Below are 26,427 nucleotides of genomic sequence, written 5' to 3'. Positions count from 1 at the left end.
TTCGTGGCAAACATTACCAGCCGAAAATCCGCAATGATTCTGTTCTCAACCGCGAACTGCATTATGAGTCACTGTGCCCGCCTCGTCGTACATGAAAAAGGCGTCCCAGCTGATATCGAATTTTTCGATCCGAACGAACCGCCCGAAGATTTACTTGAAATGAACCCAAACGGCAACTCGCCCACCTTTGTGGAGAGAGACCTGGTGTTATACGACGCCCGCATCATCATGGAATATCTGGATGAGCGCTTTCCGCACCCTGCCTTGCACCAAATGGACCCCGTCTCGCGTGCCAACGCCCGCATGCTGATCAAGCGCATCGACCAGGACTGGTATCCCTTACTGGAGGAAGTGCAAATTCACGGCGACAAAAAAGCCACCAAAGCCAAAAAAATGCTCAGAGAAAGCCTGATGGCCGCCGCACCGGTATTCGAGGCCAACCCCTATTTCATGAGCGAAGAATATTCCTTGATCGATTGTGCCATGGCGCCTTTCCTGTGGCGGCTACCCAGCATCGGCATTGACATCGCCAGCCTCGGCAAAGGTATCACCGCTTATGCCAACCGCCTGTTCTCCCGCAAAGCCTTTCAGGATAGCTTGACCCGGGAAGAAAAAGACTTGATGCCATTAATCAAATGACGCCATTAAAACCGTATTTGATCCGCTCGATCTACGAATGGATCACCGACAACAACCTGACTCCGCACTTACTGGTCAACGCTGAGTTTCCAGGTGTTAATCTACCTACCAATTTTATTGAAAATGGCCGGATTGTACTGAACATCCGTCCGGAAGCCATCCAGGGCTTGGTGTTGGGTAACGACGAAATACAATTTAACGCCCGCTTTTCCGGCAAACCCATGCGCATCAATGCGCCCACGGAAGCCATTTTGGCCATTTACGCCAAGGAAAATGGCCGTGGCATGGTATTCGACCCCGAAGAGAGCGACGACGATACCCCCAGCCCTCCGGAACCCGAGAACCCGCCGCCGTCAAGACCGCAATTACGGGTGGTTAAATAGCGCCCGCCAGGACCATCGCGGCGCATAAACCGGGCTTGCAACCGCACGTAAAAAGCTTAAGGCCTTAAAGACACCGGCAAACCATTGCGATAGAATGCGGCATCATTTATTTGCGGGGGAACGGCGATGACAGACGATATTCAAACAGCCATGTCCGAAGATGAAATCATCAACAGACTGCGGGCGGAATTGCCGCATTGGTATTATGAGAACGGCTGGATTCGCCGCAAAATCAAAACCAGCGGTTGGAAAGCGACCCTGATGGTCGTCAACACAGTTGGCCATTTGGCCGAAAAAGCCTGGCATCACCCCGACTTAACCGTCTCCTATGCCTTTGTGATCGTCAAGTTGGTCACGCATGCCGCAAAAGGTGTGACGGAAAAAGATTTCGCGCTGGCCAAAAAAATCGAGGAAGTGGTGTTATGGGACGCCGCCGCCGACTCGGCCGGTGTCTTCGAAGGTACGCCCGACGACCCCCGTTTCAAATACATCAAACATGACTGAGGACAGCAACATGACTGAAATCACCGAGGTGCCCAGCCCGTTTTGCGGTATAGGCACCGACGATTTGACTATCCATATCGACGGCGTATCGCTCAAAGTGACCGCAAATGGCTGCGCCATCAACAGCCCGGCATTTGAGCAACCCATCACCGATACAGCTCCCAAAATTAACGGTCAATCGGTCAGTCTGACAGCCGCTGTCGATAAAGCCGCCGAATTGCTGCGCAACACCCAACAGCCGCTGATCGGCGGCTGCGCCACGGATGTAAACGGTATGCGTGCCCTGCTGGCCCTGGCCGATAAAAGCGGCGCGGTGGTGGATAACATCAACTTCACCGCCGCGCGTCGCAACCTGCTGGCCTTACAGGATTCCGGCTGGATGAACACCACGCTGGCCGAATTAAAAAATCGTTGCGACGTATTGCTGGTCATCGGCACCGATCTGGAAGGTTTCGCCCCGCGCTTTTACGAGCGCTATCTGTGGAACGACGCATCCATGTTCCTGGAAAACACCGGCCGGCGTGAAATCATCTACTTAGGCAAAGCCCCATCCGGCGACGCATCGACATCGCCTTCCGGAAAAAAAGCCGCTGTTTTCCCTTGCGCCGACACCGATTTACCGGACGTGATTGCGGTGCTGTCCGCACTGATCCGAAAACAACCCCTGCAAGCCCAATCGGTTGCCGGCATTGCGGTTAGCGATCTGCAAGTGATTGCCGACAAATTAATAGCCGCCCAATATAGTGTGGTGTGCTGGGGCGCGGCAGCACTGGCGTACGACCACGCGGAACTCACCGTGCAGGCCATTTGCGGCATCGTCAAAGACATTAACATGCAAGACACCCGTTGCTCCGGCTTCCCGCTGGGCGGACGTGAAGGCGACCAGACAGCCAACAAGGTTTGCGGCTGGACCACCGGCTATCCGGCCCGGGTTAATTTTGCCCGCGGCTACCCGGAGTACGATCCGTTTTTATTCGACAGCCAGGCGATGCTGAATAACGACGAAGCGGACGCGCTGGTTTGGGTACAGGCCTTCAATATCAGTAGCAAGCCGCCCGAAACCGACTTGCCGACTATCGTCATCGGCCGCTCCGGTATGACATTCGATAAGGAACCGAACGTATTCATCCCCGTCGGTACACCCGGCATCGATCATCCCGGCCATGCCTACCGGCTGGACAACGTGGTGGCGATACGCCTGAAAAAACTCAGAGATTCCGGCCTGCCTAGCACCGCTGAGGTGCTGCATGCCATCGAACAAGCACTTTAGGACTTAGACATGCTGATAAAACTCACAGGTGGCACCGTTTACGATCCGGCCAGCGGCATCGACGGTCTGCAGCAGGATATTTTCATTCGAGACGGCCGCATCGTCGAAGCGCCGACAGACGGCAGACCAGTCGATAAAGAATACGATTTGCGCGGCAAGGTGGTGATGTCCGGTGCCATTGACATGCACACGCATATCGGCGGCGGCAAAGGCAACATTGCCCGTACTCTGCTGCCGGAAGACCATCGCATGGACCCGGTAGCACGCACCCCAATTACCCGCTCCGGCAACGGCCACGCCATGCCCAGCACCTATGTTGCCGGTTATCGCTATGCGGAGATGGGCTACACCGCCTGTTTCGAACCTGCCGTACTCCCGGTTAATGCTCGTCAGGCACACATGGAGATGGGCGACACGCCTATCGTCGACAAAGGCGGTTATGTGATGCTGGGTAGCGACGACTTTTTGCTGCGCATGATGACCGCCCAAAAAGACCAAAAAGCCATCAATGATTACGTGGCCTGGACCTTAAATGCCGCCAAAGGCATAGGCATCAAAGTTGTGAATGCCGGCGGCATCAATGCCTTTAAATTTAATCAGCGCAAACTGGATCTGGACGAGCAAAACACGCATTACGAAGTCACGCCTAGGCAAATTCTGAAAACCCTGGCCACTGCGGTTAAGGAGTTGGGCATCACCCATCCACTGCATGTGCATGGTTGCAACTTGGGCGTACCCGGCAACATCGAAACCACTTTGAATACCATTCAAGGCATCGAAGGCCTGCCGATGCATTTGACCCACATCCAGTTCCATAGCTACGGCACTGAAGGCGACTTTAAGTTTTCCTCCGGCGCCGCACAAATTGCCGAGGCTCTGAATAACAACCCAAACATCACTACAGACGTCGGCCAAATCATGTTTGGCCAAACCGTCACCGCCTCCGGCGACAGTATGCGCCAGCATGCCAATCACAAGTATGCCAGCCCTAATAAATGGGTCTGTATGGATATCGAGTGTGATGCAGGCTGCGGCTTAGTGCCATTTAAATATCGCGATCAAAACTTCGTCAATGCCTTGCAATGGGCCATCGGCCTGGAAATTTTCCTGCTGGTCGAAGATCCCTGGCGCATCTTCCTGACCACCGACCACCCCAACGGTGCGCCATTTACCAGCTATCCGCATTTGATACGCTTGTTGATGGATAGAAGCTTCCGCAACGACATGCTGGCGACCATCCACCCGGAAGCGCAGAAGATGACCACCTTGGCATCCATCGAACGCGAATACAGCCTAAACGAAATCGCCATCATGACCCGGGCAGGCGCCGCACGCGTGATCGGCCTGAAAGATCGCGGCGCACTCAGTGCCGGCAACTGGGCCGACATTACCATCTACACCGAAAACACGGATAGACAGGCCATGTTTACCAAACCCGACTATGTGTTCAAAGACGGCGAACTGGTCGTGCAAGACGGTCAAGTCGTCAAAGTTACCTGGGGCACTACCCACATCGTCAAACCCGACTACGACCTGTCGATTGAAAAAGACTTGAAGCCATATTTTGACAAGTACCTGACCATGAAACTCGGCAACTTTAAAATCAGCGATGACGAAATTACTGAAGACGGACGCGGCAGTTTGACAGCGCATCCGTTGCGAGGTGAGGCTTAGAAATTTGGGTAAAATGTAGGTACGATTAGCGATAGCGTAATCGTACGCAACCGTGTTAAACATCCCTCCAATTACGCTATCGCTAATCGGAGCTACAAGCTGCAAGCATCTTATATTCAATCAAGCGTCTAACCGTCCGCTCCACCAAGTAAGGTGCGCACCGCGTACCAAATTAAAGCAATCGCGGTGTGAATCGCCCCAAAAGGCATGCGGAGCATACCCTACGAAACTAATTAGGTAAGTTTATGGTGTTAAAATGAAAAATATTTTAAAAATAACATTTTTGGCCGCCGTTATTTTACAATCTCCATCAACAATTGGTGCTGAAATTGATTTACTTTGCACTGGCGTAGAAATATTGGGTCATTCAAAAACACCTTATTCATTTCGAATATTAGTTAATGTTGAGACAGAAAAATTTACGATATTTGAGGACGCTAGTAATTGGTCTGCAGGACGCAAGGAATACCCAAAAGACAACTCATAGAACCCTGATAATTGCCCAAATCCTTATTGGGAAGTAAACATTTCAGATACAGTGGTTGAAATCACAACCAGTTGCTCAAAAGCTGACTTAGCCAAATTAGGCGGAAGAACATGGGAAATAAAAAGAACTGATGGCTCCTTTAATCTGTATAGCTTTGGCTCGGGCGCCGGGAATGGAAAATGTGTTAAATTCGCAGAGCGTGTTTTTTAACTCCTCGCGGGCCGGAGTTTGTAAATCCGTAAGACGGGACGCATCAGCTGTTCCGCCAAATGTTAAGCTTAACGATGAATAGACTTCCTTGGAGCAAAATCATGGAACACCTATTAAAACTGCACATTGAATATCTCCCCGAAGGGGTTTATCTCGCTACCAGTGACGATATTCAAGGCCTAATAGCTCAAGGGCACACGATTGCCGAAACGGTCGAAATCGCCCGAGATGTCGCCAAAAAATTGATCGAAGCATCCTCAGCCCAGAGAATATAAGTGCCCGAAATTAGCCGCTTTCTAGGTATTATTATTTTTATGTATTTTGACGAGCATAATCCGCCGCACTTCCATGTCAAATATAATGAATACAAAGCCATTGTAGAAATCCAGTCGCTGAATATTCTAGCTGGTCATCTGCCTGGAAAAGTACGCGGATTGGTTGAAGAATGGGCTGAACTGCATCAGCAAGAATTGCTTGAAATGTGGCATACAAAGGATTTTCATAAAATCAAACCCTTGGTATAAGAATATGATTATTGGTGTAAAAGCAGCCGAATATATAGATGCCTATCGCTTGAACCTGGTTTTTGACACGGACGAATCGGGCGAGGTCGATTTGCAGGATTTGATTTTTAAATACGATGCCGCCTCGCCGCTACGGAATACCGATTATTTCAAGGACTTTAAACTGGACGACTGGCCTACCCTGGTTTGGGATTGCGGTTTTGATGTGTCGCCTGAAACGCTTTACGAAAGAGCGACCGGTAAACGAGTGGATTGGCTTCAACCTGAAATAATGACTGAACAATGAGTACCCAACATGATTATTAACGGCGTCACCATAGACAAAACCTTTGCCGAAGCCTTTCCGATGAAGGCGACGCGAGCCATCATTACGGCTCAGAACGAAAAATGGGCAATGATTTCCGCCCAAGCCATGACCGGCTTCGCAACATCCGTTATCGCCTGCGGCTGCGAGGCAGGCATCGAGCGAGTACTGTCGCCCGAGGAAACCCCGGATGGCCGTCCCGGCGTGTCCATCATGATTTATGCGATGGGCGGCAAAGGTCTGGCCAAACAATTGGAAACTCGCGCAGGGCAATGCGTATTGACCTCGCCAACCTCGGCGCTGTTCGCCGGCATCGAAAGTGGCAAGCCGATTCCATTGGGTAAAAATCTGCGCTATTTCGGCGACGGCTTCCAAATCGCCAAGAAAATCGCCGGCAAACGCTACTGGCGGGTGCCGGTGATGGACGGCGAATTTCTCACCGAAGCCACCACCGGCATGGTGGAAGCCGTCGGTGGCGGTAACTTTCTGGTGCTGGCCGAATCGCAACCGCAAGCCCTGGCAGCCTGCGAGGCGGCGATCGAGGAAATGCGAAAAACCCCCAATGTAATCATGCCCTTCCCTGGCGGCGTGGTGCGTTCCGGCTCCAAGGTCGGCTCCAAATATCCGGCCCTGGGCGCTTCGACCAATGACGCCTACTGCCCGACTTTGAAAGGCATGACCAAGACCGACTTGTCGCCGGAAATCGAATCGGTGATGGAAATCGTCATCGACGGCTTATCTAAGGAAGACATCGACAAAGCCATGCGAGTCGGTATTCAAGCAGTCTGTGATTTGGGCGCGGCCAACGGCATTAAACGTATCAGCGCCGGTAATTACGGCGGCAAACTGGGGCCGTTTCACTTTCATTTGCAGGAGATCATGGCATGAGCGCCTTAACCTTTACCCTGAAACAACCCACCGCTCAGCGCGTCGATATGTCGCCGCTGGTTTGCCAAAAGTTGCAAGGTATGGACGTCGATGCGATTGCCGCCATCGAACTGCAATGCGGTAAACGCCGTCCTCGCGTCGACGAGTTGTTTTACATCACCGGCATGAATACTCAGGAAATCATCATTGCTAACGCGACTGACAAGTTGGACTTTATCGGCAAGGAATTGGATGGCGGCAGCATTAGCATACTGGGCGATGCCGGTGCTTACCTGGGTATGCAAATAAAAGCCGGCAGTATCAGCCTCAGCGGCGATACGGGTTTATACGCGGCTTGCGAAATGAAAAACGGCCTGATTCAAATCGACGGTAACGCCGGCGATTTTCTGGGCGGAGCCCTACCCGGCAACAAACAAGGCATGAAAGGCGGCACCGTATTGGTCAAAGGCAATGTCGGTCAACGCGCCGGCGACCACATGCGCCGCGGCCAAATCCTGATCGAAGGTAACGCGGGCGATTATTGCGGTTCGCGCATGGTGGCCGGTACCATTGCCGTGATGGGTAACACAGGCCGTTATCTCGGCTATGCCATGCGGCGCGGTACGCTGTTATTGTGGAACCAACCGCACCTGTCCGCCACCTTCAACGACTGCGGTTCGCATACCTTGGCATTTTTGCCGATGTTGTTTGCCTCGTTCAAGCCGCTGAATTCACGCTTTGCCGAAAGCAGTGCGGCATTTAATCGAGTGCAACGTTACGGCGGCGATATGGCGGAAACCGGGCGGGGTGAGGTTTTAGTTAAATTATAAGCCAATAATGGTCTAGACAAGTGTCACGCAGGTTACTACTGGTCGACTTTGAAAATGTTCATCAGGTCGATTTGTCGCGTTTAGGTGATAACTTCGATGTCGCTATATTTGTCGGTTCCACACAAAAAAACATACCGTTTGAATTAGTTACAAATGCACAAAGGTTCGGTTCTCGACTTCAGTGGAAAAAAGTAGAGGGAAGCGGTTCGAACGCGCTCGACTTTTTCATAGCTTACGAGCTTGGCCGCGTATTTGAAAAATCGCCACAAAGCCATTGCATAGTGCTATCCAAGGATAAAGGATTTGATCCACTGTTGAAGTTTCTTCATAAAAGCGGGTTCCATTGTAGGCGCATCAATAGCCTGCTTGAGTTAGAGCCGAAATCGCCCTCTAAAGATGAACCCAATTACAGTCGTGTAGTCGAGCTGCTCGCCAAATCAGATAAGAAATCCCGGCCACGAAAACTTAAAACGCTTGCTCAACATATTTCTTCAATGTTTCAAAAGAAGATTACGGCGGCAGACGTTGACCACATTATTGATTTGCTTTTTGCAAATAAATTAATCTCTGAAACAAACAACACTATTTCGTACGATTTTTGAAAAGCCCTAACACACCCCTGCAAGCACTCACCACCACCAACCACGACCGCGACATTGCCGGGCTGAAATACATCTACCCGGTTATATCGCGCCGGGCCGGCGGTTTGTCGATTGGGGTTAATTTCAATCCTAACAATGCCTGCAACTGGCGTTGTATTTATTGTCAGGTGCCGAATTTGCAGCGCGGCGCGGCGCCGGCCATGGATCTGGCCTTGCTGGAAGACGAGCTACGCTTCTTTTTGAATTATGTTCAACAGGGCGATTTCTTCGAACAATACCAACTGGCGCCCGATCAACGCGTCATTAAAGACATTGCCATCTCCGGTAACGGCGAGCCGACCAGCCTGGAAAATTTCGAGCAAGCATTAGCATCAATCGGCAAGATTGCCGACGCAGCCGGTATATTTCCCGCCAGCCACTTTGTCTTGATCACTAATGGCAGCTTGGTACATCAGGCATCCACACAGGCCGGCTTAATGCAACTGGCGCGTTATCACGGCGAAGTCTGGTTCAAACTGGACAGCGCCACGGAACAGGGCCGCAAACTGATTAATAACTCGGCGCAAAGCCAGCAAAAGTTGTTGGAAAACTTGAAAACGGCTAGCCGGCTATGCTCAACCAAGCTGCAAACCTGCGTGCTGCATTTTGACGAACAAACCTGGACACAGCACGAAAAGCAGGCCTATTTACAGCTGCTCCGGCTCATTCAAGAACAACAAATCAAGATTGAGAAAATCATGTTATACACCATCGCCCGGCCATCGTTTCAGCCCGAAGCCGCGGATCTGATTAAGGCGGATTTGGCGGAAATGAATGCGCTAGCGACCGACATCGAAGCCATGGGCTTCGATGTCGGCGTGAGCGGTTAAGCTTTAATATCGAGCAAACTGCCCAACATTTTGTCCTGCGCTTGAATGATTTTAGTCGCCGCCGAAGTCTCAAGTTCCGCTTCCTTTAAACTTAAAACCGGTTTAAATAAATCCGTTGCTTGAAAGGATTCCGTACTCCCGACTTCTTGGCCTTGAACCGGCAATCTAGCAATGGTTTGCGCAGCGGTATCGGCCTTTTGCTGGGCGTTGGTAATCAGGTTTGTAGCGCTGGATAGTGGATTGATGTTCATCTTATACCTCCCATGTTTCAGCTAGCATCTTAATCCCATGACTATCGGCAAGGATAGCCATGGATTCAATAATATTTGCGAATTTGTAAGTTGTATCACATTGCCGGCTAGTCTTTCTTTTCCAGCCGTTTTTGCCACCAGCGCTTGATCCAGGGCAACCCCTGGTTTAACCATTGCAGCCACAACTTCTTCATTGTCGATTTAGCCATGCATGCTAGGCGATTGCCCAGGGTTAACGCATGATCACAACCAACCTGCTGCAATCTGGCTTCGACAATTGTGCTCCATTGCGGACGAGGCTGACCGTTGGCATCTAAAAACACCTTATCAAACAACCACATTTCTAAAATTGATACCACCCACATAAATGCAAAAGACATCGCCATGCCCGCACCGGCCAATATCACCAAAATGGCAAACATGGGATGTAATTTGGTCAACCACCACGACAAGATATCCACCAGTAAAAACAGATAGGGCATGCCGATAGCGATGGATTTGTATTTGACAGTACTGGTTTCGGCAAAACTGAAGATCAGACCGACAAACATGAAAATAAAGCTGATACCGAATAAGTGAATATGCGATACCCGGGTTAACGAGCTAAAGGTCGCGCCTTCGTCTTCCCGCGTCAATTCTTTTAAAACCTTGAAATCATTAAAATTGGGGATAGTCGCATCCTTGTTATGGCACATAACACAGCGTTCCTGTATCACTTTTTCCGTCCCGGAGTCAGCATACTCATCCTCATCGGCGCCATCGCGCACCCATTGCATGATGATAAACCGTTCCTGCTCCGAAGCATTATCCTTCATGGAGCCGTTCAATTTGGTTTCCAAAACGGTACCTGACCGGTTACCGTAATAGCTGTAGACGATATCATCGATCGACAGGCCGAACTTGCCGTCGGCCATACCGTGCGTAAACAGAATTTGGATCAGGGCAAACAAATATCCCACAGCCACCGAGGTCAGGTAGCCGGTGAATAAAACCTTGACCGGAATATCCAGATTTTTTAACGAAGAAAAGTCGCGTGCCATGAGACTCACAAGAGTAGTTGGGGGAAAAGTCAGATTATAGCCTGCCTGACCAATCAGTATTTATTTATACAGGCAAAAAAAAAGGCCCTTGTAAAACAAGAGCCTTTTTTGCGGAGCCTTTAGCGCTTATCTTGGCTGAACGTTGGCAGCAGTTAAACCTTTTGGGCCGGATTCGATATCAAACTCGACGGATTGACCGGGTGACAAGGTTTTAAAACCGTCGCCCAAGATCACCGAGTGGTGAACAAAAACATCTTCCTTACCCTCGGATGGTTCGATGAATCCGAAGCCTTTGGTATTGTTGAACCACTTGACTGTGCCTGTTGCCATTATAAAACTCCTACAAATTTAAACTGATAGTGACGCAGAAAAACAATATTGAAAACCTTTTTCCAAATGGCCAAGGCGCAACTCAACATCTTTAACTGAGCCGGACAATTGTACTGTGATTTATTTGTCAAGGCTACCTATCTTAACGACTGCCAGACAGCTAATCTGCCCGTACGATTATCACATTCGAAACCAGGCATAATATTCAAGGAGGCAAAACAGTCCTTCATAAGCTATCCGGAATATTTGCATAAAGCGTACGACCACACCTTGAAAAAGGTTAAATAACGCCGCATTTCTGGGGCAAGATTAATTTTTAGAGGTACTTACCATGCGAATGGACAAACTCACCAGTAAATTCCAGCAGGCACTCGGCGACGCCCAAAGTCTCGCCCTGGGCAAGGATCATCAATTCATCGAACCCTTACATGTCATGCAGGTCCTTTTGGATCAGGAAGGCGGCAGCACCAAGCCCTTATTGCAACAGGTCGGCATTCAAGTCAACGCCTTGCGTAACGACTTGAGTAAGGAAATCGATCGCCTGGCCAGCGTGTCCGGGGCAGGCGGCGATGTACAGCTGTCTAATGAATTGTCGCGCATGCTGAATCTGACCGACAAACTGGCGCAAAAACGCAAAGATGCGTTTATTTCCAGCGAACTGTTTTTACTGGCGGCATTGGAAACCAATGGCAGCTTGCAAGGGATTTTAAAACGTGCAGGGGTTACCACATCGGCAGTAGAAAAAGCCATCGAGAACATGCGTGGCGGTCAGAACGTCAACGATGCCAATGCCGAAGATCAGCGCCAGGCCTTGAAAAAATACACCATCAACCTGACCGAGCGTGCCGAACAAGGCAAGCTAGACCCAGTGATTGGTCGCGACGACGAAATTCGCCGCACCATTCAAGTCTTGCAACGCCGCACCAAAAATAATCCGGTGCTGATCGGCGAACCCGGCGTCGGTAAAACCGCCATCGTCGAAGGTTTGGCGCAACGCATCATTAACGGCGAAGTCCCGGAAGGCATTAAAGGCAAGCAATTACTGGCATTGGACATGGCAGCCTTGATCGCCGGCGCCAAATTTCGCGGCGAGTTTGAGGAGCGCTTAAAAGCGGTGCTTAATGACGTCGCCAAAATGGAAGGTCAGGTGATTTTGTTCATCGACGAGCTACACACCATGGTCGGCGCCGGTAAAACCGAAGGCGCCATGGATGCCGGCAATATGCTGAAACCTGCCTTGGCGCGCGGCGAACTGCATTGCGTCGGCGCCACTACGTTAGATGAATATCGCAAATACATCGAAAAAGACGCGGCTCTGGAACGTCGCTTCCAGAAGGTACTAGTCGACGAACCCACGGTGGAAGACACTGTGGCGATTTTGCGTGGTTTGAAAGAGCGTTATGAGATTCATCACAGCGTAGATATAACCGATCCGGCCATCGTCGCCGCAGCCACTTTGTCACACCGTTACATTTCCGACCGCCAATTGCCGGACAAGGCCATCGACCTGATCGACGAAGCGGCCAGCCGCATCCGGATGGAGATGGACTCCAAACCGGAAGCCATGGATAAACTGGACCGCCGGCTGATTCAGTTAAAAATAGAACGCGAGGCGATGAAAAACGAATCCGATGCCGCCTCGAAAAAACGCCTGGAAATCCTGCATGAAGACATCGCCGAACTGGAAAAGGAATATTCCGATCTGGACGAAATCTGGAAAGCCGAAAAAGCGGCCTTGCAAGGCACTGCCAACATTAAAGAACAACTGGAGCATGCCCGCCTGGAATTGGAAGCGGCGCGCCGCAACCAGGATTACACCCGCATGTCCGAGCTGCAATATGGCGACATTCCCAAGCTGGAAAAAGAGCTGGATCTAGCCTCGCAAGCAGAAATGCAGGAAACCACCTTGCTGCGCAGCAAAGTCACCGAGGATGAAATCGCCGAAGTGGTTTCGAAATGGACCGGCATCCCGGTTTCGAAAATGATGGAAGGCGAACGGGAAAAACTGCTGCAAATGGAAGAAAACCTCAGCAAGCGCGTGATCGGCCAAACCGAAGCCTTAAAAGCCGTCAGTAACGCCATCCGCCGTTCGCGGGCCGGTTTATCCGATCCGAATCGGCCCAACGGTTCCTTCCTGTTTTTAGGCCCGACCGGGGTGGGTAAGACCGAACTCTGTAAAGCCCTGGCGGAATTCATGTTCGATACCGAAGAAGCCATGGTGCGTATCGACATGTCCGAGTTCATGGAGAAACATTCGGTAGCTCGCTTGATAGGCGCGCCTCCAGGTTATGTTGGTTACGAAGAAGGCGGTTATCTGACTGAAGCCGTGCGTCGCAAGCCTTATTCGGTCATCCTGCTGGACGAAATCGAAAAAGCCCATGCCGATGTGTTCAACGTACTGTTGCAGGTATTGGACGATGGTCGCTTGACCGATGGACAGGGACGTACGGTGGATTTTAGAAATACCGTGATCGTAATGACCTCTAATTTAGGTTCCAGCATCATCCAGGAACTGTCGGGCGAGGAGAATTACAACACCATGAAAGATGCGGTGATGGAAATCGTCGGCCAACATTTCCGCCCGGAGTTCATTAATCGCGTCGACGAGGCCGTGGTATTCCATCCGCTGGCCCAAGATCAGATACGAGCCATCTGCAAAATCCAGATCGATCTGCTGTTGCGTCGCCTACAGGAAAGAGACATGGGAATGGAAGTTAGCGAATCAGCACTGGATTTACTCGGCGAAGCCGGTTTCGACCCCGTTTACGGTGCCCGGCCCTTGAAACGTGCCATCCAACGACAGCTGGAAAATCCGCTGGCCAATGAAATTCTGTCAGGCCACTTTTTGCCAGGCGATGTGATTAAAGTGGATAAAGCAACGGATGGACTCACTTTTAGCAAATAAACAAGCAAAGGGTGCAGCGTCCGGCTTAGGCGCGGCACCCTCACCAGCATCCGATAAAATCACATCCGTATCGTTACCCGCGCCAACTCTAACATTTATTATGCTGTAGTAAATGACAGGCTGTGGTATAAAAACCCCGGTACTTTGAGTAAATCCACAATACCTTTTTCAGGCAAATCTGACCTATGTGCCGGCTAATCTCGCTTTAAGATTACTATCTTATAGTTGTGTGTGTGCTTGCTTCGAAAATTGATCAATCGCACATCGTTTAATCATAAAACCAAGAGGAACGTGTAATGGGAATACTGCAAGAATTTAAAGAATTCGCCATGAAGGGTAATGTCGTCGATATGGCGGTAGGTGTCATCATTGGCGGGGCATTTGGCACAATAGTTTCATCGTTGGTAGCCGATGTGATTATGCCGCCTATCGGGGTATTATTGGGCGGCGTCAACTTTTCCGATTTGGCGGTAACCATACAGGAGGCGTCGAAGACAGCCGAAGGTACCGTCATACCGGCCGTGATTATCAGCTACGGCAAATTTATTCAAACCTTAATCGACTTTACCATTTTAGCGGGCGCGGTATTCTTGATGATCAAAATATTGATGTCCTTCAAGAAAAAAGCCGAAGCCGCCCCAGAAGCCCCTCCCGCGCCTTCTAACCAGGAATTGCTACTGACCGAAATCCGGGACTTGTTAAAAAAATAGACTACTGCTTTTTAGCCGCCAGACGGCGCCTTACCCTTTGTTAAGCCTTAATCAGCAAGGGTAAGGCTATCCGCACGGGCAACAGCACTTCAATCTAAAACTGATTCGTAAAGGGGAAAAGCCATGTCATCAATCCCACCGTTTCCAATTGACAATTTCGTAGGCTATTGCAACAACCTGAAAAGAGTCGGCATCGACCCTGGCTATGTGCTGTACACCAACCAACATGCCAGCAACGACAAACCGGCTGCCCGGCTCATATCCAGCGAGCAACTGGAAGCTGCGCGGAGTTACCTAGACTCCCCCTCCGACGAAGCATTTATGCATTTGGTCAGGTTAGGCGGCTTATTCGATACCGAATGGGACCGAAACACCAGCCATTGGCAAATTATTTCCTTTGAAGGCTGGGAAGCTTTACATAAAGCCTTTAACCACTTGCACGCCAAATCAGGACAAGCATTGATGGAGCTCACCGGTTTATCGGATTTTTCCTGATCCTGGGTGTTTTGCCTTTACATTAGTGAAATTCATGCTTTTGTAAATGTCACATTTTTGTAATGCGGCCTGCCTACAATTGTAGACACTCCTGATTTTGTCTCCCAATGACACAGAGATCTCATGGCAATACATACTGGCAACATTACGCAACAACCTCGGCTGCATTATTTTGACGGCGAGTTAGGCTGTTTACATGGTCTATTGCTGGAGATGACCGAGCTGCTGATCAATCAATTGGAACAAACCTTACACGCGCTGGATTATGCCGACATGGCATTGGCGCTAAGCGTGATTGATCGTGACGTTAGGATCAATGCCTACCACGCCAAAATCGAAACCGAAGTGCGGGGTGTGCTGGGCCGTCACGGTTCCCTTGCCAACGATTTGCGTATAGTGCTGCGCATTTCCAAAATAGCCGATGCCTTGGAAAAAACCGGCAACGAGATCACCGACTTTGCCGTCAGAATCCCGGCCCTGACCCTGCAAGACCAGACCGAAAAGCCCGAGCTTCTAACGGATATTTTCAAAATAGGCGGCCTGATAAAAATCATGCTGAATAAGATGACGGCTGTCTTGGAAAGCCGCGATTCCAATCAAGCCTATAAATTGATGCACTATGGATTGCATTGTGAAACGCAGGTGCAAGAGGGCATCAAGCAACAATTGGCTCTGGTGCTGAAAAATCCGGAACTGCTCGATCCGGCGCTGGACGTGCTATATATCTTGAAAGCACTGGAGCGCTGTTCCGAGCATTGCCGCAAGATTGCCGGATATCTGATTTTCATGCTGGATAGTATCGATATTCGCGGATACAGCCATGCCGAGTCCATTCGCACTTAACGCTTGCAAACACTGTTTTGAAACTATATCCACTATACGATAAACATGATGACGACTTCTCCTTATCGCACCATCTGGATTTCCGATCTGCATATCGGCTCTACCCAGTGCCAAGCCGATACTTTGTTGGATTTTCTAAAGCATAACGACAGCGGGAAACTGTATCTGGTAGGCGACATTATCGATTTTTGGGCTTTATCCAAAAAAATGTACTGGCCGCGCGACCATAACGTTATTATCCAGAAAATCCTCCGCAAAGCCCGCCACGGCACCCAAATCATCTATGTGCCCGGCAATCACGATGAAAACGTGCGCGATTACGACGAATATATCTTTGGCGACATTGTGGTGAAAAAGTCCGACATTCACACCACCGCCCAAGGCAAACGCTTTTTGGTGGTGCACGGCGACGAATACGACACCATTGCCCAGCACCATCGCTGGATGGCCAAGCTGGGTAGCGTCGGTTACGACTGGCTGATCGAAATTAACCGATTTCTGCGTCTTTGCCGACGCATGCTGGGGGTGCAGTCGCATTTTTCCTTGGCGGCCTTTGTGAAATTCAAAGTCAAAAACGTGGTGAAATTCATGTCGGATTACGAAGAAACCATCGTCAAAACCCTTAAAAATGAAGGCGTCGACGGGGTAATTTGCGGTCACATACACCATGCTGAAATTAAAGATATCGAAGGCTTTATGTATGTCAACACCGGCGACTTTGTAGAAAGCTGCACGGCAATCGTCGAGCATCACGACGGTAACCTCGAGTTGGTGAGATGGCAGAAACAGGCAGCACTTACCGACAACCCATTAACTGAAAACCCTTTGACGGACAGCCCTTAAAGGCCGAGGGTCACTCACGCAACAGTAAAAAAGCCGATTTACCGGTCATTTATTTACACGGATTTTAAAAACTTAACTATGCTTTTGCCAAACCATCGGTGACGCTTGGCCATTCCGGACGGACACCCGGTTACAACAGGGCTATTGGTTAATTACATAGGGAAGTAATGATGACAAACATGAAAAAACGTTGGCTGTGTATAATTCCGGTTCTGTGTTGGACGCCGAAAGTATTTGCGGATTACAAAAACGATATCGGCTACGGCGACTTGCAGAGTTTGCTGGGCGCTGGCACGCCTAGCGGGGCTGGCGTAAATGTAATCCAGGCAGAAGCCTCGACCGTGCTCAATACCGATGGCAATTTTCCGATTTACGCTCCGGACCCCAATCACGCACAATTTGCGGACGATACCTTCCTCTTCCCTGGCACCGCCAGTACCTCCCCGTCCAGCCACGCCACCGGAGTAGGCGCGCTTTTTTACGGCAGCAACGCCATGGCCCATGGTATCGACACCATCACCAGCTACGAAGTTAATGACTGGATCAGCAGCCTTTACAACCCTAACGGTACTGTTGCACAACCTGTTAACGGCAGCCGGATAGCCAACCACAGTTGGGTCGGTACCGGTAACACTCCTACTGACACCGGCAACATCCTGCGTTTGGTCGATCGGCAAGTGCAACTCAATGAATTTATACAGGTCGTCGGCGTGGCCAACGGCACCAGTAATAACCCCTTGCTCGGCAGCGCTTACAACGTCATTGCCGTGGGCCGCACCGACGGCAATCAAGACAAGGGTTCCGATGCGGTCGACTCGGTATACGTGGCCGGTAGAACCCGCCCGGACCTGGTGGCCCCGGAAACCACTACCAGCGCAGCCACCCCCCTGGTTTCGGCGGCAGCGGCTTTATTGGTTGAAACCGGACATAACGCTGCCGCCACCCTGTCCAACGGGTCGACCGGCATCACCGGTGTGGGTACAGTCTATAACGCCGAACGCTCCGAAACTGTCAAAGCCGCCTTGATGGCGGGGGCCGACAGAGCAACCGATAACAGCTCCACGACCGCCAATATTACCGACTACCGAAGAAACGGACATGCCAGCGATAACGGCTTGGACGACCGCTTCGGTGCCGGACAACTGAATATTTTGCATAGTTATCAGATCATTGCCGGCGGGGAACAGGATAGCCTGGAAGATGGCGGCAGCGGATTAATCGGTACCTCTGGATTCGACTACGATGCCGCTTTTGGCGGCCGCCAAAACAGCAACAATATCGCCACTTATACATTCGATGCCACGGAAACTTTGAATTTTACCGCTTCATTAGTCTGGAATTTAGGCGTATCCAACAACAGTAATCTCACCACCACTTTGTACAACCTCGATTTGGAATTGTTCGACGTCACTACACAATCCACTGCGGCCTCCTCAGCCGGCACACTAGATAATACCGAAAACCTGTGGTTGACTCTGACCATGGGCCATAGCTATGAATTACTGGTCAAATCCGCCGAATCCAGCAACTTCTCTTGGGATTACTCGCTGGCCTGGTATATGGGCGCCCAGGCAGCGCCCGTTCCGCTCCCGGCCGCTTTTTATCTGTTCGCGAGCGGACTGGCAGGGCTTGGATTCACTGCACGGCGAAAAAAGCCTGACGGTTCAAACATAATACCGCTATCTAGCACAGGTAGGTAGATCGCTTTGACACATCGGACAACTGATACTTGCCGTTGCTGATGATCTAGTTTTATCAGGCTATCTGTGCGTGATATTAAGCCGAGTTCATCAACCATGCCCCGCTATTAAAGCCAGATGATCCGAACTGTAACTGCTATAGAAAAAAGTTCTGTCTCAATATTCAAACGTTAATGAATGTCCAACACATTTTAATCCCTATTTACTTGGCCTAGGGTGCAGAATGTCGGGCAACTGACAGTCACTACGCGTATGCCCTCGACTTTCTGCAAGGTTTTTTGATGGCGACTATACGCGTCGCAGAGGTCGTGTTGACTATGATCAGTGTCGCCGTTTGCTGTTTGGTTAGGATGCTTGGCAAAAATTGCGCAAGTGGAGCTTGAATCCTTCCAGCCAACTTGACTCAGCGTGGCAGTCAATACACTCGGATTTGTCCTCGCCTACCTTTAGGTACGACTACGATTCCTGATGGACTAATATGATAGTGTTCCCGATCAACTGCGGGGTGATAGCCGATCACCGTGTCTGGCTCAATGAGATTGTATCGGCCAATGATGGCACGCCGAAGTCGGGAACCTCGGCTTATGACGCAGTAATCCATAATGATGCAGTCTTCTATATCGACATCGGGTTCTATCATGACCTCGTGTCGGATCACCGAATTACGAATATTGCCACCATTGATCACGGCTCCTCCACCAATAATGCAGTTTTGAATTTCACCGCTAATGATTCTGGCTTCCGGTCCGAAATAATGATCCGAATAAATAGGCCAATCGGGATTGAAGGTATCGAACCGCGGCTGCAATCCAAGCAGATCCATATGGGCCGCATGATAGGACTCAAAGTTGCCGACATCGCGCCAATAAGCCGGTTCTTCATAAGCTTTGACGCCCGGTATTTGGTTAGAGGTGAAATCATAAGTACAGACCTTGTGCGTGCGCATCAACTTGGGTAGTACATCATGGCCGAAATCTTTTTCTCCTCGGGCATGCGCTTCCTCCAAAGCATCAATCAGCACCTGGGTTTTAAACAGGTAGTTACCCATTGAGGAAAGACAGTGTTGCGGGTCGCCGGGGATAGGCTTGGGTTGTGCGGGTTTTTCCTGAAAATCAATAATTCGTGAAGAATTATCCTGAGTGATAATGCCAAAATTGTGTCCCTGGTCTAGGGGCACGGGTAAGGCTGCCACCGTCATATCGGCCTGGTGATCCAGGTGAAACTGAATCATTTGGCTAATATCCATCCGATAGATGTGATCGGCGCCGAAGACCGCCACTATGTCGGGGCGGTGATGTTCTATCAACCCCAGGTTCTGATAGACGGCGTCGGCAGTGCCCTGAAACCAGTCCGGGCCGCCGCGCATCTGGGGCGGAACCACAGTCACAAAGTGGTCCGCAATGATATTCGAAACCGACCATGCTCGACGTACGTGCTCGATCAATGATTGGGATTTATACTGGACCAGCAAATAGATTGAGTGGATTTCGGAATTAACCAGATTGCTGAGCACAAAATCGACGAGGCGGTAACGCCCGCCGAAGGGAACTGCCGGTTTTGATCGTTCTGCCGTAAGCGGGTTCAGGCGAGTGCCTTCGCCGCCAGCCAATACGATCGCCAGCACTTTTGGGATAGCCATCTCGCCCTCCGATTCTAAAGTCAAATACGCTTAATGAAAAAATACCTATATGGGTCGCCTTTGAAATTTATTTCCTGGCTCGCTGGCTCCCAGTCGCTGAGGCGAACTGAAATACATGGTCAACTCTCAGGGCAGTGCGGATCCGGATTCAGGATCGAATCATGGTAAGGATCATCTTAAATTGCTTCAGCGCCTTAAGACTGTGCGACTGCTGCGCGGGTATCAGAATAATATCCCCGCCATGCAAGTGGTTCGGTTTGCCTGCAATACTAACTTCCGCTTCACCTTCTAGCACCTGCACCAGGGCATCGAATGGTGCCGTATGTTCACTCAGGCCTTCTCCTTCGTCGAACGCGAAGATAGTCACAGTACCTGTTGGTTTTTTGACAATTTCATGACTCACAACTGAGCCTTCCTGGTAGTTCACCAAGCCGGCGGCACTGATGATTTCGGCGCCGCTGATTCCTTTCGGTTTGTGTGTGCTTTCTGCTTGCATAATTTTTTCCAATCAAATTTTACCAAACGGGCAGACGCTCAATCTTATCGACGCCTATTATCATAAAGTAATGCCTTATTCCATCAGTTTAAAAAAATCTTTAGGCGCACCGCAAATCGGGCAGCACCAGTCATTCGGTATATCGGCCCACAGGGTGCCGGGCGCAAGGCCACTATCGGGGTCACCCTTGGCTTCATCGTAGATATGTTCGCATTCTCTGCACTGATATTTTTTAAAATCTGACATGCCGATTCTCCTGGATGGATTAGTTAATAAAAGTAGATTGGATACTGCTGCTGTCCAAGGCCATGCCTTGGAACCCTAACAGAAAAAAGCCTAACATCGCCTTCATCTTTCAAGTGCCTCGCTGACTCGCCGCTTAAGCATAGGGAGCAAGGCCTGCTCGAACCACGGATTGCGGCTCAGCCAAATATTGTTCCGTGGACTCGGATGCGGAAGGGGGATTATCTTGGGCCAATAAGATTGCCAGTTGCTAACCGTCTCGGTCAGTGACCCGCGCACTTCGTTGATGTGATACGCCTGGGCATACTGCCCAACAACCAGCGTAACTTCAAGATAGCGCAGATACCCTAGAAGTTGATCACGCCATGCCTTCGCGCATTCAGGCCGTGGCGGCAGATCGCCGTGTTTACCCGTGCCGGGAAAACAAAAGCCCATGGGCAAAATGGCGATTTGTTGCGCGTCGTAAAAAACCTCGCGCGTCACCCCCATCCACTCACGCAAACGCTCACCGCTGGCATCATCGAAAGGTATTCCGGATTCATGCACTTTTCTTCCGGGTGCCTGGCCGGCAATCAATACACGAGCTTGCGGGTGCATCTGCAACACGGGCCGCACACCATGCGGCAACTGGGCCGCGCAAAGAGAGCAGTCAGCTACTTCGGCTAGCAACGAAGCAAATGAATTCATGGGCTGACTTGTCTAATCACCGACGCACAACCGATTGTCTCGAAGCGAAGCGCGCGGGCAGTCAAAGCACAGACTATAGGCAGCCAGTGCTTTGAACAGTTCGGTCACTGCTAGTGGCCGACATCCTCTCGGATTAATACCCTGCACCTCTCGCCTGTACCGATACATTGATCTTCCTCTCGCTAACGGAAAAGCCAGTCATTTTCCTGAATCACCAGCGCCTGGTTATGTGCTTCGTCCTTTGCTGCATAGACAAGCGTCACCTCACCTTTCTCCAGTTCTTGCTTTAACAGCTGAAGTTGCGCCTGATTACCCTTCAGTTCATCCAGATAGCGCGCCTTAAATTCATGCCACCTGGCAGGATCATGGTCAAACCATTTCCGCAGTTCCGTACTAGGCGCAATGTCTTTTAACCACAGATCGATGCTGGCCTTTTCCTTGGTCAAACCGCGCGGCCAAAGCCTGTCCACGAGGATGCGCCGGCCGTCCTGCTTGTCCGGCAGTTCGTATACCCTTTTAATCCTGAGCCGATCATGTTCTGGCTGTTGCATTAGGGTATACAGCAGCGTTGTTTGAATGCTTTGTCCGGCATGGCGCTAACGGTTTAGGCTTTAAAAGATGATAGTGAGCAACACCACTGAATCCAGCACAGCTTTCACGGCATGCGGTTCGTCCGGCATTAAATAAACGAGCTGGCCGGGTGTTAATGCTTGTGTTGTCTGCATGGCTACAAACTCAATTTTTCCGCTTATGCATTGAACTACGATAGGTCCTGAAACTTTGTGATCTGCAAATTCTTTACCCGCAGGGAGAGCCAGGCGGACAAGTTCCATGTCATCTGTTTTCAAAATGACTTTTGATTTTTCATTCGGGACGTCTTGTGCCCAAGTTGCCAAGTCAACAACTTCATTGGATGACGCGTGATGTGTAGCCATGACTCTTTCCTCATACGTTTAAATTTATCAAACACAAGCTAATAATCCGGCCCCAGGTAGGCACCATGCCCCCAGATACTGCCGTTGTTCATCAATCCGTATTTGAGAAAGATTGCCTGACCCTCGCTGATGTCGTCACTGCTAAACAAGGGCACCCCTTGCGCATCAAGTACCTGCGTGGGAACCGGCGGAGCGTTGCGATAGGCCAACGATGTAATGGTGATGAGTCCGGCAAAGCCCAGCACCATCACAATCAATACCGTGCGTAGCCACCAGGGAGAAAGTGCGGGTTCCACTGTAGTTATGGGATGTGCGGCAACCTTCATGATGTTTCAGCCCCGATCAGTAACCTGAAAACTCTTCCGTGCGAATGTTGTCTTCATCGACGCCTGCTTCGCTGAGCATGTCACGCATCGCCTTTACCATCGGCGCAGGACCGTCTAGGTAAAAAATCGGTAGCGTCAGGTCGTCGATGAACTTCAACAGCATGGCTTTATTGATAAATCCGGTTTCGCCATGCCACTCGCGACTGGACTTTTCCATCTCGGCCATGGTGCCGACAAAGGTGTAGTTTGGGTTGGTGGCGTGTGTTGCGGACAAATCGTCCAGAAAGGCCGCATCTTCCGGTCTTCGATTAGCATAAAAAACCAGGATTCGGTGCGGCACCTGATCATGAATGGCTTGTAACAGAATGCTTCTAACCGGCGTGACGCCTATACCGCCGGTCAAAAAAACAGCCGGAGTACTGGCTTTATTGTGTAAGGTAAACGAGCCATAAGGCCCATCCAGCGTCACCTCGGTGCCGGGCTGCATGGTTTTTAATACCCGCTTGAACGCCGTATCGCGCATACGCGCGGCAAAAATAAGCTCGTCTTCGTAAGGGGCGCTGGCAAACGAAAACGCTCGCGTATTGCCTTCGGCATCCGTTTCAGCGGGGTTTATCAGCGTCAGGTTGCCGAATTGACCTGCTTTGAAGCTTAAATCCGCAGGCTTTTCAAAATGAAACGCCATGGTTCCTTCAGCAATTTCGCGGTTAAATTTCAGTTTAACGGTGTATTTGGACATGGCGAACTCCCCTTACTTTTGTTGAAAATAGGTACACGCAACGCAGCGGTCGAAAGCCTACCTTTGCCGCCGCGGTGCTGCTCAATTACATATTCAGTTTAACTCCGCACAATCGCTTCAAGCATAGCGGTTATTGGATTTTCAAGGGCAATGTGGAAAATCCGCTTGCAGGATAGCTGCTGTTAGTCGGTGACTTATCCTGCACCAACTCGATCGAGGTAGTATGTTTCAGCAGCTCCTCCGTTAGCAATCGTAACTCCATGCGAGCCAACGGTGCCCCGGGACAAACGTGGATCCCGGCACCATAGAGAAGATTCTTGCTGGGATCACGGTCCAGACGAAAAGTCTCCGGCTCTTCAAAAACACGTCCGTCTCGGTTTGCAGCCATCCAGTTAAGAGAGATTCGCTCGCCGGCTTCCAACTCTCGACCGCCAATTTTCACGGGGCGAGTTGTAATGCGCCGATTTGCGACCAAAGGCGCGTGAATTCGAAGAATTTCGTCGATTGCGGCGGGCAAAATACCTGGCTCAGCGCGTACTTGCATCTGCAGCTCAGTATGCAATGCAAGATAGTGGACAAGTATGCCAACGGCAGCGGACATAGTACCAATCTCTCCGACAGTCCAGTTCCGCAGAATGCTGGCAATTTCTTCGCGCCTTAACGGCTGCCCACCCACTGTTTCCTGCATCAGGGCGGAGGTGACAGTGACGTCAGACTTTGCCCCGGTCTGGAGGCAGGATTCCAGCACGGCGTCAATGAAATCTTCGAACTCGCGCGCGAGTTCTGCAAGTGCCTGCCTATTCTGCGCGATGGTCGCCTGGTGCTGGTTAATAATCCAGCGAATCAACGGTTCGTGCAAAGCAGCCGGCCAGCCGAGAAAGGCGCATTGAACACCTACCGCGAAAGGCTGGGCAAAATCGTTAATCAGTTCTACCTCGCCGCCGGCAAGAGCGCTCCGCACCAAAGTCAGGGCAATCTCCCGACACAGGGGTTCAAAGGCGTCCATACGTTCTGGGGCAAAATAAGGCTCAATCAGACGGCGATATATAGTGTGCTCAGGAGGATCCATCCCGTTGGGTACGGAGAGGTGTTCGGATACCGCGTTGCTGAACGTTTCATGATCATGCAGCACGCGAGTAACATCCTCATGCCGGAACAGCGACCACCCCATGAGCTCGCTATGCGCAACGGGGCAACGTTCACGCATTTGATCATAGGCCATACGCTGGTCACGCAGGAACTCTTCTGATCTCGGATCCCAATCGGGTTTTTTCTTATCGCTCATGATTAATTACACCCTTTGCTAGTCAAAATTCGCTGCCAAACAACGCTGTGAATACGTCCATGCCGTCATAACCTTTGCCAACTACCCCGGCACTTCCATACGCTAATGCCGAAATTTGAAGTGCGAAAGACTTCCTCGACATAAATAGCAATCCTGACGCGAGTTGTCAGTGCTGTTCATAAGTACAATCGCCAGCCTAATTTCAATAACACGCCAGGAGGCTGTCATTACTACTTTTCTATGAGATCACCCGCTGGAACAACACCGTTGGAACGGCCTTTCAGATAAATATATAGATCACCAGCACCATCGACTACCACTTTGTTACCTCAAATTAAGAGTCGGATAAAATGACTAAATGCTGCCATAAGCGTTTGTTAGGGCTGACTGACATTGAAAGCATCGGCATAGATATTCTTCATCGCGGCGCCTGCCAGAAAGGCTTTTCTTTTAGTGACCCGCACCATTTCCGGATGCCCGCACAAAAACATGCGCCAGTTCTTTAAACTGGGAATTTGCTCAAAGGCGATATCATGAGCGCGCCCTGTCGCATAGCCAGCGGGGACATCGTCCCCGGAAAGACAGGGTATATAATTAAAATTCGCATATTGCGCCATCAGCTCGCGTAATTCTGCAAACAAATATAGTCCATTCAGATCGCGGCTGCCGTGAAACAAATGGATGGGTCCGGTATGACCCTGACTGAGCGCATCACGGATGATGCCATACAGCTGCGCAAGTCCCGAGCCCGTGCCGATCAACATCATGCTTTGTTCAGTATCGCCGGGTATGTAAAAGCAATCTCCGCCAGGGCCGCGAATCTCGACGGTTTGACCGGGGCGAAGTTCATCATGTATCCAGCCGCTGACAAGCCCCTGCGGTAAACGACGCACATGCAGATGCAGGTGATCATCCTCATACGGCACGCTAGCCAGCGAATAACTGCGACCCAGGGTTTGATGTTGAAACAGATTAATGAATTGTCCTGCGCGGTAATCAATCTGCGCATGACATTCCAGTTCGACATGCATGATGTCGTCATTAAGCAGACGCAAACTTTTGACGGTTGCCGGAATCACTACCTGAGCATCGGCATCGTCCGGTAGCGCCACTTCCAAATCCGTTTCCGGATAGCACACGCAAGGCAGAAAATAGTTCTGTAGCGTGAGGCTGTTTTTCAGACCTTGTTGCGAGGCTTCAGTGGGAGTGCCGCCTGTCGCGCGCATCAGACAGGTCTGACAGACACCGCTGCGACAGGAAAAAGGCACGGCCACACCGCGATGGGTTAAACAATCGAGAACGGATTGGTCATCTTCCAATTCATAGCTGTCTTTTGCGTAACGAATAATAGCCAAAGCGGTGACCTCGTTAACAAGCTGAACTGTTAGCGACCCAATACATCGTTACGTGTGCTTTCGGCGATAGCAGCTACCTGCGCGATCAACTCTTCCTTTACGCCTAGTTCGCGCAAGGTGGCGCCCAGATCTTCGATTACGGCATCGACATGCGAGTCGTTCAGACCGCGCGAGACCAGATGAGCGTGACCTTTGCGCATATCCAGACCGGTATAATTGTGCGGACCACCGAAAGCCATGGTCAGGAAGGCTTTTTGTTTAGCGGCTTGTTTCTCCATGTCTACATCTTCGAAGAAGGTATTGATACGCGCATCGCCTAGTACTTTGCGGTAAAAAATATCAACAGCGGCATTAACGGCGGCTTCACCACCAATTTGTTCGTACAAGGATTCTTGTTCTGACATTTTCGCTCCAAATAGTAAAAAGTTATTTAAGATGCCCC

33 protein-coding genes are annotated in these 26,427 nt (G+C 50.5%); 19 read left to right on the top strand and 14 right to left on the bottom strand.

What is annotated here, in order from left to right:
- The first annotated feature begins 33 nt into the window (after positions 1 to 33).
- The 13 genes from M0R33_RS13035 to M0R33_RS12975 all read left to right on the top strand — a co-directional run bounded on the left by M0R33_RS13035 (position 34) and on the right by M0R33_RS12975 (position 9,163).
- Positions 34 to 639 carry a glutathione S-transferase N-terminal domain-containing protein gene (locus M0R33_RS13035; protein ID WP_292569822.1) on the top strand — a complete coding sequence of 202 codons (606 nt, stop codon included), beginning with the start codon at positions 34 to 36 and terminating at the stop codon, positions 637 to 639.
- On the top strand, positions 636 to 1,022 hold the full coding sequence (locus tag M0R33_RS13030; RefSeq protein ID WP_292569726.1) for a ClpXP protease specificity-enhancing factor: 387 nt from the start codon (positions 636 to 638) through the stop codon (positions 1,020 to 1,022). The genes M0R33_RS13035 and M0R33_RS13030 overlap by 4 nt, the downstream gene beginning before the upstream one ends.
- A gap of 126 nt (positions 1,023 to 1,148) precedes the next feature.
- A complete protein-coding gene (locus M0R33_RS13025) occupies positions 1,149 to 1,526 on the top strand; it encodes a 4a-hydroxytetrahydrobiopterin dehydratase (RefSeq protein ID WP_292569723.1) in 378 nt (125 codons plus the stop codon).
- A 10-nt stretch (positions 1,527 to 1,536) separates the two neighbouring features.
- Positions 1,537 to 2,796 (top strand): formylmethanofuran dehydrogenase subunit B, encoded by a 1,260-nt coding sequence (locus M0R33_RS13020; protein WP_292569720.1) that lies wholly within the window; start codon positions 1,537 to 1,539, stop codon positions 2,794 to 2,796.
- Positions 2,797 to 2,805: 9 nt separating this feature from the next.
- A complete protein-coding gene (locus M0R33_RS13015; protein ID WP_292569717.1) occupies positions 2,806 to 4,470 on the top strand; it encodes a formylmethanofuran dehydrogenase subunit A in 1,665 nt (554 codons plus the stop codon).
- Between the two features lie 256 nt (positions 4,471 to 4,726).
- A complete protein-coding gene (locus M0R33_RS13010; protein ID WP_292569714.1) occupies positions 4,727 to 4,957 on the top strand; it encodes a hypothetical protein in 231 nt (76 codons plus the stop codon).
- A 311-nt stretch (positions 4,958 to 5,268) separates the two neighbouring features.
- Positions 5,269 to 5,442, top strand: a complete 174-nt coding sequence (locus tag M0R33_RS13005; protein ID WP_292569710.1) for a hypothetical protein — start codon at positions 5,269 to 5,271, stop codon at positions 5,440 to 5,442.
- Positions 5,443 to 5,691: a DUF4160 domain-containing protein gene (locus M0R33_RS13000; RefSeq protein WP_292569707.1), complete on the top strand. Its 249-nt coding sequence runs from the start codon at positions 5,443 to 5,445 to the stop codon at positions 5,689 to 5,691. It abuts the gene before it with no gap.
- A 4-nt stretch (positions 5,692 to 5,695) separates the two neighbouring features.
- On the top strand, positions 5,696 to 5,977 hold the full coding sequence (locus M0R33_RS12995) for a DUF2442 domain-containing protein (RefSeq protein ID WP_292569704.1): 282 nt from the start codon (positions 5,696 to 5,698) through the stop codon (positions 5,975 to 5,977).
- 9 nt (positions 5,978 to 5,986) lie between these two features.
- Positions 5,987 to 6,883 carry a formylmethanofuran--tetrahydromethanopterin N-formyltransferase gene (fhcD, locus tag M0R33_RS12990; protein WP_292569701.1) on the top strand — a complete coding sequence of 299 codons (897 nt, stop codon included), beginning with the start codon at positions 5,987 to 5,989 and terminating at the stop codon, positions 6,881 to 6,883.
- A complete protein-coding gene (locus M0R33_RS12985; protein WP_292569698.1) occupies positions 6,880 to 7,692 on the top strand; it encodes a formylmethanofuran dehydrogenase subunit C in 813 nt (270 codons plus the stop codon). The genes fhcD and M0R33_RS12985 overlap by 4 nt, the downstream gene beginning before the upstream one ends.
- A gap of 20 nt (positions 7,693 to 7,712) precedes the next feature.
- Entirely contained in the window at positions 7,713 to 8,294 is a 582-nt protein-coding gene (locus tag M0R33_RS12980; RefSeq protein WP_292569695.1) for a PIN domain-containing protein, read from the top strand.
- Positions 8,291 to 9,163 carry a radical SAM protein gene (locus tag M0R33_RS12975; protein WP_292569692.1) on the top strand — a complete coding sequence of 291 codons (873 nt, stop codon included), beginning with the start codon at positions 8,291 to 8,293 and terminating at the stop codon, positions 9,161 to 9,163. Before M0R33_RS12980 ends, M0R33_RS12975 begins: the two co-directional genes overlap by 4 nt.
- On the opposite strand, the gene M0R33_RS12970 is transcribed toward M0R33_RS12975, so the two are convergent.
- From M0R33_RS12970 to M0R33_RS12960, 3 genes are all read right to left on the bottom strand, one after another.
- The gene (locus M0R33_RS12970) at positions 9,160 to 9,414 is read right to left on the bottom strand and encodes a hypothetical protein (RefSeq protein ID WP_292569689.1); all 255 of its coding nucleotides are present in this window, start codon (positions 9,412 to 9,414) and stop codon (positions 9,160 to 9,162) included. The genes M0R33_RS12975 and M0R33_RS12970 overlap by 4 nt on opposite strands.
- Positions 9,415 to 9,521: 107 nt before the next feature.
- Positions 9,522 to 10,454, bottom strand: a complete 933-nt coding sequence (locus M0R33_RS12965) for a hypothetical protein (RefSeq protein WP_292569688.1) — start codon at positions 10,452 to 10,454, stop codon at positions 9,522 to 9,524.
- Between the two features lie 126 nt (positions 10,455 to 10,580).
- Complete coding sequence (locus M0R33_RS12960) at positions 10,581 to 10,784, bottom strand: cold-shock protein (protein ID WP_013817377.1); 204 nt, start codon at positions 10,782 to 10,784, stop codon at positions 10,581 to 10,583.
- A 331-nt stretch (positions 10,785 to 11,115) separates the two neighbouring features.
- Here M0R33_RS12960 and clpB point away from each other — a divergent pair, with 331 nt between their 5' ends.
- The 6 genes from clpB to M0R33_RS12930 all read left to right on the top strand — a co-directional run bounded on the left by clpB (position 11,116) and on the right by M0R33_RS12930 (position 18,280).
- Positions 11,116 to 13,689 (top strand): ATP-dependent chaperone ClpB, encoded by a 2,574-nt coding sequence (gene clpB, locus M0R33_RS12955; protein WP_292569681.1) that lies wholly within the window; start codon positions 11,116 to 11,118, stop codon positions 13,687 to 13,689.
- A gap of 296 nt (positions 13,690 to 13,985) precedes the next feature.
- Entirely contained in the window at positions 13,986 to 14,399 is a 414-nt protein-coding gene (mscL, locus tag M0R33_RS12950; protein ID WP_292569679.1) for a large-conductance mechanosensitive channel protein MscL, read from the top strand.
- A gap of 123 nt (positions 14,400 to 14,522) precedes the next feature.
- Positions 14,523 to 14,894, top strand: coding sequence for a hypothetical protein (locus M0R33_RS12945; RefSeq protein WP_292569676.1), 372 nt, complete (start codon positions 14,523 to 14,525; stop codon positions 14,892 to 14,894).
- A 123-nt stretch (positions 14,895 to 15,017) separates the two neighbouring features.
- Positions 15,018 to 15,737: a PhoU domain-containing protein gene (locus M0R33_RS12940; RefSeq protein WP_292569672.1), complete on the top strand. Its 720-nt coding sequence runs from the start codon at positions 15,018 to 15,020 to the stop codon at positions 15,735 to 15,737.
- A 48-nt stretch (positions 15,738 to 15,785) separates the two neighbouring features.
- Complete coding sequence (locus M0R33_RS12935) at positions 15,786 to 16,580, top strand: UDP-2,3-diacylglucosamine diphosphatase (protein ID WP_292569669.1); 795 nt, start codon at positions 15,786 to 15,788, stop codon at positions 16,578 to 16,580.
- Between the two features lie 170 nt (positions 16,581 to 16,750).
- Positions 16,751 to 18,280, top strand: coding sequence for a VPLPA-CTERM sorting domain-containing protein (locus M0R33_RS12930; RefSeq protein ID WP_292569666.1), 1,530 nt, complete (start codon positions 16,751 to 16,753; stop codon positions 18,278 to 18,280).
- Between the two features lie 415 nt (positions 18,281 to 18,695).
- Here M0R33_RS12930 and glgC read toward each other — a convergent pair whose 3' ends face one another.
- The 11 genes from glgC to M0R33_RS12875 form a co-directional block, all read right to left on the bottom strand.
- A complete protein-coding gene (gene glgC / locus M0R33_RS12925) occupies positions 18,696 to 19,943 on the bottom strand; it encodes a glucose-1-phosphate adenylyltransferase (protein ID WP_292569663.1) in 1,248 nt (415 codons plus the stop codon).
- A 124-nt stretch (positions 19,944 to 20,067) separates the two neighbouring features.
- The gene (locus M0R33_RS12920; RefSeq protein ID WP_292569661.1) at positions 20,068 to 20,415 is read right to left on the bottom strand and encodes a cupin domain-containing protein; all 348 of its coding nucleotides are present in this window, start codon (positions 20,413 to 20,415) and stop codon (positions 20,068 to 20,070) included.
- Between the two features lie 75 nt (positions 20,416 to 20,490).
- On the bottom strand, positions 20,491 to 20,661 hold the full coding sequence (locus tag M0R33_RS12915; RefSeq protein ID WP_292569658.1) for a rubredoxin: 171 nt from the start codon (positions 20,659 to 20,661) through the stop codon (positions 20,491 to 20,493).
- Between the two features lie 102 nt (positions 20,662 to 20,763).
- Positions 20,764 to 21,345, bottom strand: coding sequence for a uracil-DNA glycosylase family protein (locus tag M0R33_RS12910; RefSeq protein WP_292569655.1), 582 nt, complete (start codon positions 21,343 to 21,345; stop codon positions 20,764 to 20,766).
- Between the two features lie 182 nt (positions 21,346 to 21,527).
- The gene (locus tag M0R33_RS12905) at positions 21,528 to 21,896 is read right to left on the bottom strand and encodes a DUF488 domain-containing protein (RefSeq protein WP_292569652.1); all 369 of its coding nucleotides are present in this window, start codon (positions 21,894 to 21,896) and stop codon (positions 21,528 to 21,530) included.
- A gap of 60 nt (positions 21,897 to 21,956) precedes the next feature.
- On the bottom strand, positions 21,957 to 22,280 hold the full coding sequence (locus tag M0R33_RS12900) for a cupin domain-containing protein (RefSeq protein WP_292569649.1): 324 nt from the start codon (positions 22,278 to 22,280) through the stop codon (positions 21,957 to 21,959).
- A gap of 38 nt (positions 22,281 to 22,318) precedes the next feature.
- On the bottom strand, positions 22,319 to 22,606 hold the full coding sequence (locus M0R33_RS12895) for a hypothetical protein (RefSeq protein ID WP_292569646.1): 288 nt from the start codon (positions 22,604 to 22,606) through the stop codon (positions 22,319 to 22,321).
- A 16-nt stretch (positions 22,607 to 22,622) separates the two neighbouring features.
- A complete protein-coding gene (locus M0R33_RS12890) occupies positions 22,623 to 23,345 on the bottom strand; it encodes an FAD-dependent oxidoreductase (protein ID WP_292569643.1) in 723 nt (240 codons plus the stop codon).
- 130 nt (positions 23,346 to 23,475) lie between these two features.
- Positions 23,476 to 24,630 (bottom strand): cytochrome P450, encoded by a 1,155-nt coding sequence (locus M0R33_RS12885; protein ID WP_292569640.1) that lies wholly within the window; start codon positions 24,628 to 24,630, stop codon positions 23,476 to 23,478.
- A gap of 377 nt (positions 24,631 to 25,007) precedes the next feature.
- Positions 25,008 to 25,985, bottom strand: a complete 978-nt coding sequence (locus tag M0R33_RS12880) for an FAD-binding oxidoreductase (RefSeq protein ID WP_292569637.1) — start codon at positions 25,983 to 25,985, stop codon at positions 25,008 to 25,010.
- Between the two features lie 29 nt (positions 25,986 to 26,014).
- Positions 26,015 to 26,389 carry a group 1 truncated hemoglobin gene (locus tag M0R33_RS12875; protein ID WP_292569635.1) on the bottom strand — a complete coding sequence of 125 codons (375 nt, stop codon included), beginning with the start codon at positions 26,387 to 26,389 and terminating at the stop codon, positions 26,015 to 26,017.
- Positions 26,390 to 26,427 lie beyond the last annotated feature (38 nt).

This window comes from Methylomonas sp. (assembly GCF_023228165.1).
Classification (GTDB): Bacteria; Pseudomonadota; Gammaproteobacteria; order Methylococcales; family Methylomonadaceae; genus Methylomonas.
This window is presented reverse-complemented; position numbering and strand designations above follow the sequence as displayed.

Excerpts from the sequence above, each read along its gene's own strand:
- clpB (WP_292569681.1), top strand. The coding sequence starts at position 11,116 with ATGCGAATGGACAAACTCACCAGTAAATTCCAGCAGGCACTCGGCGAC.
- M0R33_RS12960 (WP_013817377.1), bottom strand. The coding sequence starts at position 10,784 with ATGGCAACAGGCACAGTCAAGTGGTTCAACAATACCAAAGGCTTCGGA.
- M0R33_RS12930 (WP_292569666.1), top strand. The coding sequence starts at position 16,751 with ATGACAAACATGAAAAAACGTTGGCTGTGTATAATTCCGGTTCTGTGT.
- M0R33_RS13010 (WP_292569714.1), top strand. The coding sequence starts at position 4,727 with ATGAAAAATATTTTAAAAATAACATTTTTGGCCGCCGTTATTTTACAA.
- M0R33_RS12985 (WP_292569698.1), top strand. The coding sequence starts at position 6,880 with ATGAGCGCCTTAACCTTTACCCTGAAACAACCCACCGCTCAGCGCGTC.
- M0R33_RS13015 (WP_292569717.1), top strand. The coding sequence starts at position 2,806 with ATGCTGATAAAACTCACAGGTGGCACCGTTTACGATCCGGCCAGCGGC.
- M0R33_RS13020 (WP_292569720.1), top strand. The coding sequence starts at position 1,537 with ATGACTGAAATCACCGAGGTGCCCAGCCCGTTTTGCGGTATAGGCACC.
- M0R33_RS13025 (WP_292569723.1), top strand. The coding sequence starts at position 1,149 with ATGACAGACGATATTCAAACAGCCATGTCCGAAGATGAAATCATCAAC.
- fhcD (WP_292569701.1), top strand. The coding sequence starts at position 5,987 with ATGATTATTAACGGCGTCACCATAGACAAAACCTTTGCCGAAGCCTTT.
- M0R33_RS12890 (WP_292569643.1), bottom strand. The coding sequence starts at position 23,345 with ATGTCCAAATACACCGTTAAACTGAAATTTAACCGCGAAATTGCTGAA.
- M0R33_RS12910 (WP_292569655.1), bottom strand. The coding sequence starts at position 21,345 with ATGAATTCATTTGCTTCGTTGCTAGCCGAAGTAGCTGACTGCTCTCTT.
- mscL (WP_292569679.1), top strand. The coding sequence starts at position 13,986 with ATGGGAATACTGCAAGAATTTAAAGAATTCGCCATGAAGGGTAATGTC.
- M0R33_RS12945 (WP_292569676.1), top strand. The coding sequence starts at position 14,523 with ATGTCATCAATCCCACCGTTTCCAATTGACAATTTCGTAGGCTATTGC.
- M0R33_RS12875 (WP_292569635.1), bottom strand. The coding sequence starts at position 26,389 with ATGTCAGAACAAGAATCCTTGTACGAACAAATTGGTGGTGAAGCCGCC.
- M0R33_RS13035 (WP_292569822.1), top strand. The coding sequence starts at position 34 with ATGATTCTGTTCTCAACCGCGAACTGCATTATGAGTCACTGTGCCCGC.
- M0R33_RS12905 (WP_292569652.1), bottom strand. The coding sequence starts at position 21,896 with ATGCAACAGCCAGAACATGATCGGCTCAGGATTAAAAGGGTATACGAA.
- M0R33_RS12900 (WP_292569649.1), bottom strand. The coding sequence starts at position 22,280 with ATGGCTACACATCACGCGTCATCCAATGAAGTTGTTGACTTGGCAACT.
- M0R33_RS12965 (WP_292569688.1), bottom strand. The coding sequence starts at position 10,454 with ATGGCACGCGACTTTTCTTCGTTAAAAAATCTGGATATTCCGGTCAAG.
- M0R33_RS12995 (WP_292569704.1), top strand. The coding sequence starts at position 5,696 with ATGATTATTGGTGTAAAAGCAGCCGAATATATAGATGCCTATCGCTTG.
- M0R33_RS12940 (WP_292569672.1), top strand. The coding sequence starts at position 15,018 with ATGGCAATACATACTGGCAACATTACGCAACAACCTCGGCTGCATTAT.
- M0R33_RS13030 (WP_292569726.1), top strand. The coding sequence starts at position 636 with ATGACGCCATTAAAACCGTATTTGATCCGCTCGATCTACGAATGGATC.
- M0R33_RS12895 (WP_292569646.1), bottom strand. The coding sequence starts at position 22,606 with ATGAAGGTTGCCGCACATCCCATAACTACAGTGGAACCCGCACTTTCT.
- M0R33_RS13005 (WP_292569710.1), top strand. The coding sequence starts at position 5,269 with ATGGAACACCTATTAAAACTGCACATTGAATATCTCCCCGAAGGGGTT.
- M0R33_RS12920 (WP_292569661.1), bottom strand. The coding sequence starts at position 20,415 with ATGCAAGCAGAAAGCACACACAAACCGAAAGGAATCAGCGGCGCCGAA.
- M0R33_RS12970 (WP_292569689.1), bottom strand. The coding sequence starts at position 9,414 with ATGAACATCAATCCACTATCCAGCGCTACAAACCTGATTACCAACGCC.
- M0R33_RS12935 (WP_292569669.1), top strand. The coding sequence starts at position 15,786 with ATGACGACTTCTCCTTATCGCACCATCTGGATTTCCGATCTGCATATC.
- M0R33_RS12915 (WP_292569658.1), bottom strand. The coding sequence starts at position 20,661 with ATGTCAGATTTTAAAAAATATCAGTGCAGAGAATGCGAACATATCTAC.
- M0R33_RS12885 (WP_292569640.1), bottom strand. The coding sequence starts at position 24,630 with ATGAGCGATAAGAAAAAACCCGATTGGGATCCGAGATCAGAAGAGTTC.